This window comes from Spiribacter pallidus, from assembly GCF_040838495.1.
Classification (GTDB): domain Bacteria; phylum Pseudomonadota; class Gammaproteobacteria; order Nitrococcales; family Nitrococcaceae; genus Spiribacter; species Spiribacter pallidus.
In genome coordinates this window covers 387,709-400,260 of record NZ_JBAKFM010000002.1, presented here as the reverse complement: position 1 = coordinate 400,260, position 12,552 = coordinate 387,709, and the positions used below count along the sequence as shown (strand labels likewise).

Below are 12,552 nucleotides of genomic sequence, written 5' to 3'. Positions count from 1 at the left end.
CCCAAAATGGATGATATTGGATGCAACAGGACGCTACAGAAAGGGACAATAGGGCCGGTGATTTTTTGGCCAGAACGGCCAGAACCCGCGCCACTGGCGGGTTTCAGGACACAGGGTGTTCCGCCGTGTTACGCTTCACGCGTGGCCGCCGTCTCCACCAATACCCCCTTAAACCCCGCTGCGGCGGGGTTTTTTATGATCGCTCAATGATCACAGCTAGGCGTTTCCGCCGAGCGGACGACCCCTAAGAAGCAATCCTGTAGGTGCACATTTTACAAGTGTTCCCCTCCTCGAGCTGATAGGGCGTGTCATAGAAGCTCACCAGCTCCCATGCATCGGCCGTCTCCAGATCGAGCATGCGGCGGCGGTAGCCATATTCCTCGTAGGCGCCCTCTCGGATGGTAAAGACAATGACGCCACCCGGGCGGGTAATGCGCACCAGCTCGTCAAAAGCCGCACCGGTGACGTGGCCGTAGGTAAACGTCCCGGTACACACAACCGCGTCATAGCGATCGTCGTCGATCGGCAGCCGCTTTGTCATATCGGCCTGCATTTGCTTGTCATAAATGGCCTTTTGCGTCGCCTGGGCGAGCATTTCTGCAGAGTAATCGAGGGCGTCCAAATGCCGATAACCGAGCTTGACCAGCTCTTCGCCGACCAAGCCGGTGCCACAGCCGGCATCAAGGATGCGCGCCTCGGTAACGCCCTTCAGCGCTTCGTGGAGGGCCTTCGCCGTGGCGATGTGAGCGACATAGCCAAACCGACCGAGCAGGTCGCTGTCGTAGTGGGCCGCCCAATCGCGGTAGGCACTCATGAGTGTCTCGTGATCGGCGGCGTTATAAACCCGGTTGAGGATCTCGGTCTCAGTGATTTTCCGCTCGCTCATACGACTCCCGTCATTGACCTAGACGGCTTGAGCGTAACGCGATCACAAGTTTCTGTCCTAACCCAGGCCCGAGCGATACACCCGCCCTTATGGAACCGCCCTTTTGAGTCCTCAAGGCTGGTCATACGCTTTTTTGAACAGATGACCCTACCCCCTCATCGCCGCATCGATATGGATCACAACGCTAGAGCTCATCGGTACCAGACCCGGCGCTCCGCACTGTCGTATCGAATGCGATGCACGACCACGTGTCGGGTTCACCCGCACCACCGCTACGACGCCTTGCTCGACAGGTCCCGCTCGATTGGTACACCCTTTGTGTACACACCGGCTGGGAGTGGGATATGAAAAAAATGACTGTGCGGGATGCCCGTGAGCAGTTTGCCGGCATGCTGAAAAGCGTGGAACAGGACGGCGAAGAGGTCATCATTCTGCGTCATGGCAAGCCGATCGCGCGCGTGACAAGGATCGAGCGGGGCACGGCGGTGCCCTTCACTTCGCGGGCCACGCTGCGTGATCGTCTGCCGCCAATGCAAGAGCCGGCTGCTGACACGATCCGCGCACTGCGAGAAGAGGACGACCGCCGATAATGTTTTATGCCGATACGAGCGTCGTCCTACCGTTTTATCGAACGGAAGGGAACAGCGCAGCTGTAGAGGCAATTTTCATGGAAAATCCTGGGCAAATCGGCCTGAGCCCGCTCGTGCGCGTGGAGGCGGCTTCGGCTATCGCCCGTTGGCACCGCACAGGCGAAATTACCGCATCACAGGCCCGACAGATCGAGTCCGCGTTGGAAGCCGATATCGCGGCTGACCGCTTTCAACACGTCCCCCTGCCAGGCGAGGTTTTCGAGCAGGCGCTGCATTGGCTCTCGTTGCGTGAGACGAGCCTACGAGCTTTGGATGCCCTCCACCTCGCAGCGGCCGCTCAACAGCAAGCTTGCCTGCTCACCGCGGACCAAAAACTGGCGGAGGCCGCGTATGCCCTCGACGTGGCTTACATGGCACTCGAGTCAATGGCCAACGCCCGCTGACTACCCGACCGATTTAGTGGTTTGCGCGCAAAAAAAACCGCCGGTCGATGACCGGCGGTTGGCAGGTTCCGGGTGAGCGCCCGGAGCAAGCCGCTTTAGCTGGCCTTGGCGGCCTTCTGGGCGGCGTTGACGTTCTCCGTCGCCGTCTCCGAAGCGGCCTTGACACTCGACTCGACCAGCTTACGGGCCTCGTCAGCGAACTGCTGGTTCATGCCCACCACTTTCTCGGCGTCAGACTTGACCCGCTCGCTGACATCCTTGGCAACCGCCTGCTGCTCGTCGGCATAGGCCTTGAGCGCCTCGGCATCCTTGATATCGAGCGCTGCGCGGGCCTGGCGCATGCCGATGTCGGTGTAGGTCTTGGCCGCTTCCATCTGCGCGTTGACCATCTTCTCGGCATAGTCCACGGCGAGCTTGGCATAGCTGCGGCTCGGGCCCATCACCAGCTGCTCGGCCTGCTCGTTATACTTGGTCAACATCTCGTTGTTCATCAGGGTTTTCATCATGTCGTACATCGGTTCATCCTCGTTTTGCTGCGTGTTAAGGCCGCTTTTGCTGCCTTGTTGCGATGCACAATAACAACCCGACTTGTGCAATGCAACATACTTTGTGATGGTTCGATGACGAAACCGATCGACAGGATGCTCAAGCTTCCAAAGCGACGATCCGTCCGCCTGGCGATGCCAACGCTCAAACCCAAACAGGACCGACCCCATGCGCAATGATCAGAGCATTTATGACGATGTGGCCGCCCAGTGGTGGTCGGATGAGATCCGCTGGGTGCGGACGCTTAAAAACCTGGTGCCGGCCCGCCTGCGGTGGATGGATCGACAGTTTGAGTGGGCCGGCCGTGATGTCCTGGATCTTGGCTGTGCCGGTGGGTTCATGGCCGAGGCGCTGGATGCGCGCGGTGCACGGGTAAGCGGAATTGACCCGAGCGCCGGCGCCATCGCCGCGGCCCGGGACCACGCCCAGCAGCAGGATCTGGACATTGCCTATCAAACCGGCGTCGGCGAGGCCCTGCCCTACGCCGGCGCCCAGTTTGACGCGGTGGTGTGTGTGGATGTGCTCGAGCACGTCCAGGATCTCGGGCAAGTGCTCGCCGAAGTCTGCCGTGTATTGCGGCCCGGCGGGTGCTTGCTTTTTGACACCATCAACCGCAACCCCCTCGCGCAGCTTGCCACCATCACCATCGCCGAGGATGTACTGCGCCTCCTCCCGAAAGGCACCCACGACCCGGCGTTGTTCATCCGCCCGCAGGAACTGCGCGATCAACTCGAAGCCGCCGGCCTCACCCCGGGCCGTTTCACCGGCCTAGGCCCCCGAGGCATCAACCGCCGGGGTGACATCACGTTCGGCCGCCTGCCGCTGACCGCGATCCTCTACATGGGCAAAGCGGACAAGCCCGCCTGACCCGGGTCACTGGCCTTTGGCCCGTAACGCGCCCCGACCGCCATCCACCGGGAACACCTGACCGGTGATCCAACCGGCGTCCGGACCCAGCAAAAATGCCGCCATCGCGGCGTGGTCATCGGCCGCCCCCACCCGCTTGAGTGGATGGGCGCCGGCGAGCGCATTGGCCATGGGCTCGCTCGAGAGCAACGAACTGGCGATGCCGGTATCGGTGATGCTGGGGGCGATGCAGTTCACCCGCACCTCAGGGGCCAGATCGGTGGCAAGCGATCGCGCAAGCGCCTCCACACCCCCTTTAGCTGCCGAGATGACCGCATGGTTACCAAAACCCTGCCCGGCCGCGACGGTGGAGAACATCACCACGCTGCCTCTCGCTTGCTTGAGTGCCGGGGTCGCCGCCTGCACGGCAAGCGCCGCACCGACGGTATTAAGCCGAAAGCAGTCGATCAGGTCCGCTTCTTTGATGCTTTTAAGCGGCTTGAGAACGATGTTGCCAACGCAGTATGCGAGCCCCGCCAACCCCTGCTCGGCCTGGGCGCTTTCAACCGCGCTGCGGATCGATTCGGGGTCCATGACATCGCATGCCACGGCGGACGCCCCCGTTGCCTCAGCCAGGGGTTGAATGGTTAAAGGATCGCGGGCGGAGAGCACAAGCGGATAGCTGGCCGCCGATAGCCGGCGCGCCAGCGCCTCGCCGATACCGCCGTGGGCGCCCATAATCAGAACGGGTGCAGTCATGATGGTGTCCTTTCGCCTTTGGTATTACTCCGGACCAAAGCGACAGGGCCGGAGTTTCAATCGAGTCTGTGGGCGGGCCCTCGAGGGCCGAGCAGACTGGATAATGGAGGCCGGTCCGTCGCGGTTCCATTGCAAATCGATGTCCAGCCTATGGCGAAAACGCGACAGCCGTGTTTAAGCTGCCGACCTCATCTCATTCTCCACGGCCGGAGCAACATCCATGCCCGAAGGCTTGCTGGAACGACTCGATAAGGGCCCACTCATCTGCGCCGAGGGGTATCTCTTTGAGGCCGAGCGCCGCGGCTATCTCTCCGCCGGGGAATTTGTCCCCCAGATCGCGCTTGAGCACCCGGAGGTGCTTGCGCAGATCCATCGTGATTTCCGGCATGCCGGCAGCGATGTCATCCAGGCGTTCACCTATAACGGCCACCGCGAGAAGATGCGGGTCATCGGCAAGGAGGACCTGTTAGAGCCGCTCAACCGCAACGCGCTCAAGATCGCCAAGTCCGTGGCCACCGAGCCCATGGATGGCCTGCCCGATGCCTTGATCGCGGGTAATATCTCCAACACCAACATCTGGGACCCGGACGATCCCGAGGCATGCGCCGAGGCCAGGCGCATGTTCGATGAGATGGCCGGGTGGGCCGCCGACGAGGGGGCCGATTTCATCATTGGTGAGACCTTCTACTGGGCCGCCGAGGCCGAGGCGGCGCTTGCCGCGATCCGCAGCGTCGGGCTGCCGGCGGTGATGATGCTTGCGCCGATGGCGAATGACGCCATGCAAGAGGGCACAAGCGTTGCCGAATGCAGCCGGCGACTGGAGGCCCAGGGTGCCGCGGTGGTGGGGATGAACTGCTTCCGCGGCCCGCAGACCATGTGGCCTTTGCTAAGCGAGGTCCGCGCAGCGGTGAGCTGCCCCGTCGCGGCGCTTCCGGTACCGTACCGCACCACCGCCGAACAGCCCACGTTTTTCAATTTAAACGATCACGGCAACTGCCAGTGTCCAGCGCCCCACGGCCGAACCTTCCCGACGGCGCTGGATCCGCTTTACTGCAACCGTTATGAGATTCGGGCATTCGCCGAGCGCTGCCTGGCCGCCGAGATCAATTTTCTGGGCGTATGCTGCGGGGCCTCCCCGGTACACATCCGCGAGATTGCCGAGGCCTGCGGCCGCATCCCGCCGGCGGCCCGCTACCGTGAGCGCATGGAAAACCACTTCATGTACGGCAGCAACGAGCGCATCCCCGGGGCGTACAAAGCGCTCGGCGATCGGGCCTAGGAATCGACAATGCCCATGCGCCGGAGACTGATCATCACCCTCGCCCTGCTCCTGCTCGCTCCCATGGGCCTGGCGCAACCCGCGGTGGAGACGGCGGCCACAGGGCTCAACCACCCCTGGGCACTGACCTTTCTGCCCGATGGGGATGTGCTTGTGACCGAGCGGCCGGGTCGTTTACTGCGCCTCGACCCGGCCACCGGCGAGCGCCGGGTCATTACGGGAACACCCGAAGTCGACGCCCGCAACCAGGGCGGGCTGCTGGATATCGAGCTCCACCCCGATTTTGCCGATCACCGCTGGGTTTATCTGACCTGGGCCGGCGCCTGCGAGCGCGGTAACGCCACCCACTTGGGCCGCGGCCGGCTGAACGGGGATCGGCTTTTGGATTTCGAGACGCTTTTTATCGCCACCCCCTGTGTGCAAAGCACCAAGCATTTCGGCTCGCGGATCGTCTTCGACCGCGACGGCGATCTTTTCATGACCGTGGGTGATCGCGGTGAACGCGACCGCGCCCAGGATCTTGGCGATCACAACGGATCCGTCCTTCGTCTCAACGACGATGGCAGTATCCCGGCCGATAACCCGTTTGTTGACCGCGACGACGCCCTGCCTGCGATCTACAGTTATGGCCATCGCAACCCTCAGGGCGCTGCCATTCACCCGCAAACCGGCGCGCTGTGGATTCATGAACATGGCCCCCGGGGTGGCGATGAAATCAACCTGCCGGTTGCCGGCGGGAATTTTGGTTGGCCTGAGACCACCTATGGCCGCGAATACTGGGGCCCGGAAATCGGCCCGGACTCGATGCCCGGAACGGTGGCCCCCATCTACCACTGGACGCCCTCCATCGCGCCCTCCGGCATGGCGTTCTACACCGGCGATGTCATTCCCGGCTGGCAGGGCGATCTTTTCGTCGGCGCGCTGGCCAAGGTGCATCTGGCGCATCTCGAGCTCGACGGCCCCCGTGTCGAGAAAGAAACACAGCGGCTCACCGAGCGCAGCCGGCGCATTCGCGCCATCGAAGTGGGCCCGGACGGGGCGTTGTACATACTCACCGACCATGCCAACGGCGAACTTCTAAGGCTTCAATGACATGCAAACCGACCATGGCTTGATACTGCTTGACGGCGGGATGGGACAGGAACTTCGCAAGCGCAGCCAGCAACCGGCCTCGCCACTTTGGTCGGCTCAGGTCATGCTGGACGAGCCTCAGCTGGTGGTGGACAGCCACCGGGCGTACATCGCCGCCGGCGCCGAGGTCATCACCACCAACAACTACACCGCCACCCCCCAGCGGCTGGCCCGCGACGGCGATCCCAACGGGTTCGCGGCCCTGCACAAGGCGGCGCTGCGGGCGGCCCACGAGGCCGCTTCCACAAGTGACCGGCGCGTCCGCGTCGCCGGCTGCCTGCCGCCGCTAGTGGCGAGCTATCACGCCGATCAGGTCCCGGATGAACTCACCTGCCGGCGGGACTATACCCGCCTTGTTGAGACCCAGCGCGACGCCGTTGATCTTTTCATTGCCGAGACCATGAGCCTGACGCGCGAAGCGGTCGCCGCCACCCGCGCGGGCAAACAAAGCGGGCTGCCGGTGTGGACGGCGCTGACCGTGGATGACCACGACGGCGGCCAACTGCGATCCGGTGAACCACTGGCGGACGCCGCGCAGGCAGTCGTTGCCGCCGGCGCCGATGCGGTATTGATCAATTGCTCGGCGCCCGAGGCGGTGACCACCGCCATGCCCATTCTGGCGCGGGTGGGCGTGCCGTTTGGCGGCTATGCCAATGGTTTCGAAGCCGCCGCGGAACTCAAGCCCGGCGGCATGGTGGATGGCCTGAAGGCCCGGGAGAGCCTGACGCCCGAGCGCTATGTCGAACACGTCGAGGGCTGGGTCGAGGCCGGCGCGAGCCTCATCGGCGGCTGCTGCGAGATCGGCCCGGCGCATATTCAAGCCCTGTCGCAGCGATTTCGGTACAAGAGGTAGTGCAGATCGCGTATGAGTCAGGATAGGAGCCGGCCAGACCAGGTCGCTCAGCCTGGCAAACCACCAATGATGGGCGGGCCTTGCATCAACGAATGAACCAACACCCATGCACCCAGGCGCGGCGCTGAAAATCTTTGGGGATGGACCACGCGGTGCGGTCTTCGATGCGAAACTGCGTCTGCAGCGCCGGGTCGAGCTTAAAGCCCTTGCGGTTGGTGGAGAAAATCAGCAGACCGTCTTCGCTCAGACACGCGGCCCCCGCCCGAATCAGCGCCCCATGGTCGCGTTGGATGTCCAGGTTGCCGTCCATGCGCTTCGAGCTGGAAAAACTCGGTGGGTCGAGAAAGATCAAATCATAGCGCTGGTCGCAGTGCTGCAACCACGCCATTACATCCGCCTGGATGTGGGCATGCGCGGGGCTGTTGAGTTGATTGCGGTGCAGATTGCGCTGAAGCCAGGCGAGGTAGGTTTTTGATAGATCGACACTGGTGGTACTGGCCGCGCCCCCCAGGCCCGCCTGCACGGTGGCAGCACCGGTGTAGGCGTAGAGGTTGAGAAAATGCTTGCCGCGGGCGTTTTCACCAATCCACTGCCGCACCGGCCGATGATCGAGGAACAACCCCGTATCCAGATGATCGGTGAGATTGACCAATAAGCGGCAGGGGCCTTCCCGTAGCTCCAGATACTGGTCTTGTTGCGCCAGGCGCTGATACTGCCGCTCGCCACGCTGGCGCTGGCGGACTTTGTAGACGAGCTTTGAAGGCGCGGTCTCAAGGGCCCTTGGCAACACAGTCAAAGCCGCCCGCAGGCGGGCCTGCGCCTTGCCGGCATCGACACTGGCGGGGGCGGCGTATTCCTGGACGTGCAGCCACCGGCCCGCCTGGGTGTTGTACACATCGACAGCCAGTGCGTATTCCGGGATATCGGCGTCGTACACCCGGTAGGCATGCACATCCTCACGCGCCAGCCATTTCTTTAATTGCCGCTGGTTTTTCTGCACGCGATTGACGAGATCCTGCGCGGGTGGTGCCTCACCAATCCCGGCCTGCACCTCGAAGCGCTCAAGACGGCATTCAATGGGCCCATTGAACAGCTGCCAGCTGCGCGCGGGTTTCAACCCCAGGGCACAGCCCGAGCCGTTCAACACCATGGCGCGCCAGCCCGCAAACTGCGTTTTCAGGGTCTGACCCAGGCTCAGGTAAAGCGGCACCAACTCATGCTGCTCGGCCAGGCGCTGGCCATAGGGCGGGTTGGTGATGACAAGGCCATGTGGCCGCTCGGCCGGTCGCTGCAATTGAGACAGCTCGCCGCACTCGACCTGCACCCAATCGGTCAGACCCGCGCGACGCAGGTGATCGCGACTGACCGTGACCGCTTCTTCATCCTGATCAAACCCGAGGATCGTCGGGGGCGTTTGAGCACCGCGGGCCTGGCGCTCCAGCGCCTCGTCGATCAGCGGTTTCCAGAGGCTATCGTCGTGGCCACGCCAGTAATGAAAGCCAAAACGGGTCCGCAACAGACCCGGCGCCGTGTCGGTCGCCATCCACGCCGCCTCGATTAACAACGTGCCCGAACCACACATGGGATCCACCAGTGCCCCGCCCTCTGCGGCCAGTGCGGGCCAGTCGCCGCGCAGCAGCATAGCCGCGGCCAGGTTCTCTTTTAGCGGGGCGCGTCGGCCTTCGCGCCGATAGCCACGCTGATGGAGGCTGTCGCCGGATAAATCGATGGCGACGGTGACCGCGGCGTCCATCATGTGCACATTCACGCGCACATCGGGCTGGTCGGTGTCCACCGACGGCCGCGCCCCACTGGCATCCCGCAGCTGATCGACCACGGCATCCTTGACGCGCTGCTGGGCAAAGCGACCGTGGCCAACGCGCGCCCGCACGCCGGTAAAGTCCACCGCCAGGGTGTTATCCACCCCCAGATGTGCCGACCAGTCGATGCCCTGCACGCCGTCATACAGGGCCTGCTCGTCCTGCGCCTCAAAACGGGCAATGGGCAGGAGGATGCGGTTGGCAAGCCGTGACCACAGACAAGCACGGTAGGCCGCGGCCAGCGACTCGCTAAAGGCGACCCCGCCGCGCTGTACACGCGCGCTGGCGAGGCCCAGATCGCGCAGTTCAGCGGCCAGCAACTCTTCAAGGCCGCGCGGGGCGGTGGCGAAAAAGTCGGTCATTGATGGGTATGGGCTCATTGGGTTGGATGGCAGCGCCCAAGGTTAGCAGAGGGCAGGATCAACGCCGCATTATCATTGGCGGGCAGTACTTAGCCGCATACCAGCCCGCCATCCACAATCAGCGTCTGTCCGGTGACGGCCCGGGCCGAGGGTGAGGCGAAGAACAACACCGCATCTGCCAGCTCCTCCGGCGTGGTCACCCGACCCAACGGTGTCTGCTCGGAGATTGGTCGGTTCATCGCTATCCCTCCGTTCCGCAACGGGATCACGCAGGAGGAACGCCAATGCTCAGGCCTTGAGCGCGCTGGCTGTGCTAACCAACTGCCCCACAACGCCTTCCAGCGCCTGCATCTGATTGGTATCGGTGAGTTGGCCGTGGTCGTCAAACACCGCCGGTGCCCCGGCAATGGCCAGCTGTTGCGGCACGACATGCACGCCGATATTGCCCAGCAGCATGCGCAAAGCCACTAGCCCACGCATCCCACCCAGGCCGCCGCCGGATCCGGCGGCAATCGCCGCCACCTTACCCTGGTAGGCGACTCGAGGCGGTTCGTCCGGCGTGGCCCGACGGGACACCCAATCAATGGTGTTCTTTAAAAGCGGCGAGAACGAGCTGTTGTACTCCGGCGAGGCAATGAAAAAGCCATCACTGGCGCGAAACAGTGCCTTTAGCTCCAGCGCTGCGGCTGGCAGTCCCTCGCGCGCTTCCAGATCACCGTCGTAGAGCGGCATTGGATAGTCGCGTAAATCGATAAAGGTGGCACTCGCACCTGCCGCGGTGGCCCTGGCCGCAGCCACCCGGGCGATCTTCTTGTGCACCGAATCCTCACGGGCGCTGCCGGCGAGAAAAGTCAACGAGGGGGTGTCCGTCATGAGGGAGTGGCTCCAATGTTCATCATGTTTGGCTTGAATGCCCCAAACCGTACATCCTGTGCATGCGGGATTCAGGGACGCAACCATGGCCGATTACTACTCGGATAACGCCAACGCCCTTTTCAAGCGTTACACCGCACTTGATTTCGAGGCGGTGCATGCGAATCTGCTGCCCTGTATGCCGGATACGCCGGGGGCCGCACTGGATATCGGCGCAGGTGCCGGTCGGGATGCGCTCGCGCTGGCCAAGCGGGGCTGGGAGGTCGTCGCTGTGGAACCCGCCCAGCGGCTTCGGCAATTGGGGGCGTCCTATACTGAAGGCCAGGCCGTCCAGTGGATGGATGACCGGCTGCCGGCGCTCGAGAAGGTCCGCGCCCTGTCGGAGCGTTTCGACCTCATTCTAGTCTCGGCGGTCTGGATGCATGTGCCAGGCACCCAGCGAGAGCGGGCCATGCGCGTGCTGGGCGATCTGCTGGCGCCGGGCGGACGGATTTGCATCACCCTGCGATACGGCCCCGGAGACGGCGAGCGCGACTTCCACCCGGTGAGCCGCGGGGAGATCGAACACCTGGCCCGCCAACGCGCCCTGGTGGACATCACGCCGACAAAAGCGCGTGGGGCAAGAGCGGACTGCCAGGGCCGCAGTGACGTCGCCTGGGAGACCGTCTGCCTGCGATTACCGGACGATGGGACCGGTGCCCTGCCGGTGCTGCGCCACATCATCGTCAACGATCAGAAGTCATCCACCTACAAGCTGGGGCTTCTGCGGGCCATCACCCGCATCACCGATGGCCTGCCGGGCATGGTTCTAAAGCGCACCGAAGACTACGTCACCGTGCCCTTCGGGCTGGTCGGCCTCTATTGGATCAGGCTCTACAAACCGCTGATCCAGGGAAAGAAACTGCCCCAGATTCAAGGCAATGTCGGCTATGGCTTCGCCAAAGCGGCGTTCTGGGGGCTGCATTCGCTTTCAGCATTGGACCTTCGTGTCGGGCAGGCCTTTGATGGTGCGACCGGCAGGACAGTGCTGGAAGCGATACGGGACGCCTGTCACACCGTCCGCAAAATGCCCGCCAATTACACGACCTGGCCGGGCTCGATCGAACCCATATTCATCGCCGAGCCCTCATCCCTACGGCTGCGACAACAACCCGTCCGGCTGGATCTCGAGACACTATCGCGTTTTGGTGTGTTCCACATCCCCCGCCCCATCTGGGACTGTGCCAGCCGCTATGCCTGCTGGCTGGAGCCCGCTATCGTCAATGAGTGGTTCGATTTGATGGGTCGTTACGAAATGCGATACCGCAGCGAGCCAACCCGTGAGGCGCTACGGTGGCGGGAACCGATCCGCCAGACCGATGCGGTGCGAGCGCTGATCGAGTCACGGCTTGCCGAACGCCCCCGGCCACAGTGCGCATGGACGGCTACACCACTGCAGTCCGATCGCTATGAGGTCGACCACTGCCTGCCCTGGACCCACTGGAGCAATAACGACTTGTGGAATCTGCTCCCGGCCACCCGCCGCGCCAACCGCGAGAAGCGGGATCGTCTGCCGGCTGCCCGTCTTTTGGACGATGCTCGTGACCGGATCCTCGAGTGGTGGGAGACAAGCTACCTGCAAACCGGACGTCGCGCACAATTCATGATCGAAGCCGACGCAGCGCTGCCGATGGTCGAAGACGCTAGCCGGCCCGAGGCGGTCTTTGAGGGCCTGCAGCACCAGCGCAGGCGCCTTAAGCAGAATCAGCAGATTGCGGAGTGGATGGGGCTAAGCTGAGTCTCCTCCGGGCTGTATTGCGCCCTGAAGCGTGGGGCCATCGCTCTGCGTCATCAGCGCTTCCGAGATGTGATCGATAATCCGGGTCCATCCCAATCAGGTGGCCGTCAAAGGCAGCGTGATGGACCTTTGATAGCGGTAAACCATTGACCACCTCGGGTTGCCCCAGGCGTTCGTCGCCATCTGCGGTGATGTGTGCAGCATCGAGCAGACGCTCCTCGGGTAGGTTGGAGATTGCACACCGATAATCATAGGCTGAGAGCACCGCTTCGCGGACTTGCGATGCCCGCCTCCCACGCCGCGCGCAACCAGACGTTTTTCTCCTCTATCGGAAAGCCCGCTAGGCTCCGCCTGGAAGGACCGCGCCGTAATGTGGCCACCGTGTCT

Annotated in this window: 14 protein-coding genes; 7 read left to right on the top strand and 7 right to left on the bottom strand. The window is 63.2% G+C overall.

Annotated features, from left to right (window positions below):
- Positions 1-244: 244 nt before the first annotated feature.
- Positions 245-886, bottom strand: coding sequence for a class I SAM-dependent DNA methyltransferase (locus V6X73_RS05335; protein WP_367958623.1), 642 nt, complete (start codon positions 884-886; stop codon positions 245-247).
- Positions 887-1,230: 344 nt separating this feature from the next.
- Here V6X73_RS05335 and V6X73_RS05330 point away from each other — a divergent pair, with 344 nt between their 5' ends.
- Both V6X73_RS05330 and V6X73_RS05325 read left to right on the top strand, forming a co-directional pair.
- Positions 1,231-1,476 carry a type II toxin-antitoxin system Phd/YefM family antitoxin gene (locus tag V6X73_RS05330; protein WP_367958624.1) on the top strand — a complete coding sequence of 82 codons (246 nt, stop codon included), beginning with the start codon at positions 1,231-1,233 and terminating at the stop codon, positions 1,474-1,476.
- Positions 1,476-1,919 carry a type II toxin-antitoxin system VapC family toxin gene (locus tag V6X73_RS05325; RefSeq protein WP_367958625.1) on the top strand — a complete coding sequence of 148 codons (444 nt, stop codon included), beginning with the start codon at positions 1,476-1,478 and terminating at the stop codon, positions 1,917-1,919. Before V6X73_RS05330 ends, V6X73_RS05325 begins: the two co-directional genes overlap by 1 nt.
- A gap of 95 nt (positions 1,920-2,014) precedes the next feature.
- On the opposite strand, the gene V6X73_RS05320 is transcribed toward V6X73_RS05325, so the two are convergent.
- Entirely contained in the window at positions 2,015-2,434 is a 420-nt protein-coding gene (locus V6X73_RS05320) for a phasin family protein (RefSeq protein WP_367958626.1), read from the bottom strand.
- Between the two features lie 199 nt (positions 2,435-2,633).
- Between V6X73_RS05320 and ubiG the strand changes: the two genes are divergently transcribed.
- Positions 2,634-3,332: a bifunctional 2-polyprenyl-6-hydroxyphenol methylase/3-demethylubiquinol 3-O-methyltransferase UbiG gene (gene ubiG, locus V6X73_RS05315; RefSeq protein WP_367958627.1), complete on the top strand. Its 699-nt coding sequence runs from the start codon at positions 2,634-2,636 to the stop codon at positions 3,330-3,332.
- A 6-nt stretch (positions 3,333-3,338) separates the two neighbouring features.
- On the opposite strand, the gene V6X73_RS05310 is transcribed toward ubiG, so the two are convergent.
- Positions 3,339-4,070, bottom strand: coding sequence for an SDR family NAD(P)-dependent oxidoreductase (locus V6X73_RS05310; protein WP_367958628.1), 732 nt, complete (start codon positions 4,068-4,070; stop codon positions 3,339-3,341).
- 220 nt (positions 4,071-4,290) lie between these two features.
- Between V6X73_RS05310 and V6X73_RS05305 the strand changes: the two genes are divergently transcribed.
- Genes V6X73_RS05305 through V6X73_RS05295 form a run of 3 tightly spaced genes read left to right on the top strand, consistent with a single transcriptional unit; the run spans position 4,291 to position 7,333 of the window.
- Positions 4,291-5,349 (top strand): homocysteine S-methyltransferase family protein, encoded by a 1,059-nt coding sequence (locus tag V6X73_RS05305; RefSeq protein WP_367958629.1) that lies wholly within the window; start codon positions 4,291-4,293, stop codon positions 5,347-5,349.
- A 15-nt stretch (positions 5,350-5,364) separates the two neighbouring features.
- Positions 5,365-6,441: a PQQ-dependent sugar dehydrogenase gene (locus V6X73_RS05300; protein WP_367958630.1), complete on the top strand. Its 1,077-nt coding sequence runs from the start codon at positions 5,365-5,367 to the stop codon at positions 6,439-6,441.
- 1 nt (position 6,442) lies between these two features.
- Entirely contained in the window at positions 6,443-7,333 is an 891-nt protein-coding gene (locus V6X73_RS05295) for a homocysteine S-methyltransferase family protein (RefSeq protein WP_367958631.1), read from the top strand.
- An 85-nt stretch (positions 7,334-7,418) separates the two neighbouring features.
- Here the strand turns inward: V6X73_RS05295 and rlmKL are convergent, their stop codons facing one another.
- The 3 genes from rlmKL to V6X73_RS05280 form a co-directional block, all read right to left on the bottom strand.
- Complete coding sequence (rlmKL, locus tag V6X73_RS05290; protein WP_367958632.1) at positions 7,419-9,515, bottom strand: bifunctional 23S rRNA (guanine(2069)-N(7))-methyltransferase RlmK/23S rRNA (guanine(2445)-N(2))-methyltransferase RlmL; 2,097 nt, start codon at positions 9,513-9,515, stop codon at positions 7,419-7,421.
- Positions 9,516-9,604: 89 nt separating this feature from the next.
- Complete coding sequence (locus V6X73_RS05285) at positions 9,605-9,754, bottom strand: SDR family oxidoreductase (protein WP_367958633.1); 150 nt, start codon at positions 9,752-9,754, stop codon at positions 9,605-9,607.
- 49 nt (positions 9,755-9,803) lie between these two features.
- The gene (locus V6X73_RS05280; RefSeq protein WP_367958634.1) at positions 9,804-10,388 is read right to left on the bottom strand and encodes an NADPH-dependent FMN reductase; all 585 of its coding nucleotides are present in this window, start codon (positions 10,386-10,388) and stop codon (positions 9,804-9,806) included.
- 85 nt (positions 10,389-10,473) lie between these two features.
- On the opposite strand from V6X73_RS05280, the gene V6X73_RS05275 reads away from it, so the two are divergent.
- On the top strand, positions 10,474-12,165 hold the full coding sequence (locus V6X73_RS05275) for a methyltransferase domain-containing protein (protein ID WP_367958636.1): 1,692 nt from the start codon (positions 10,474-10,476) through the stop codon (positions 12,163-12,165).
- Here V6X73_RS05275 and V6X73_RS05270 read toward each other — a convergent pair.
- A complete protein-coding gene (locus V6X73_RS05270; RefSeq protein WP_367958637.1) occupies positions 12,122-12,430 on the bottom strand; it encodes an HNH endonuclease in 309 nt (102 codons plus the stop codon). The genes V6X73_RS05275 and V6X73_RS05270 overlap by 44 nt on opposite strands.
- Between the last annotated feature and the right edge of the window lie 122 nt (positions 12,431-12,552).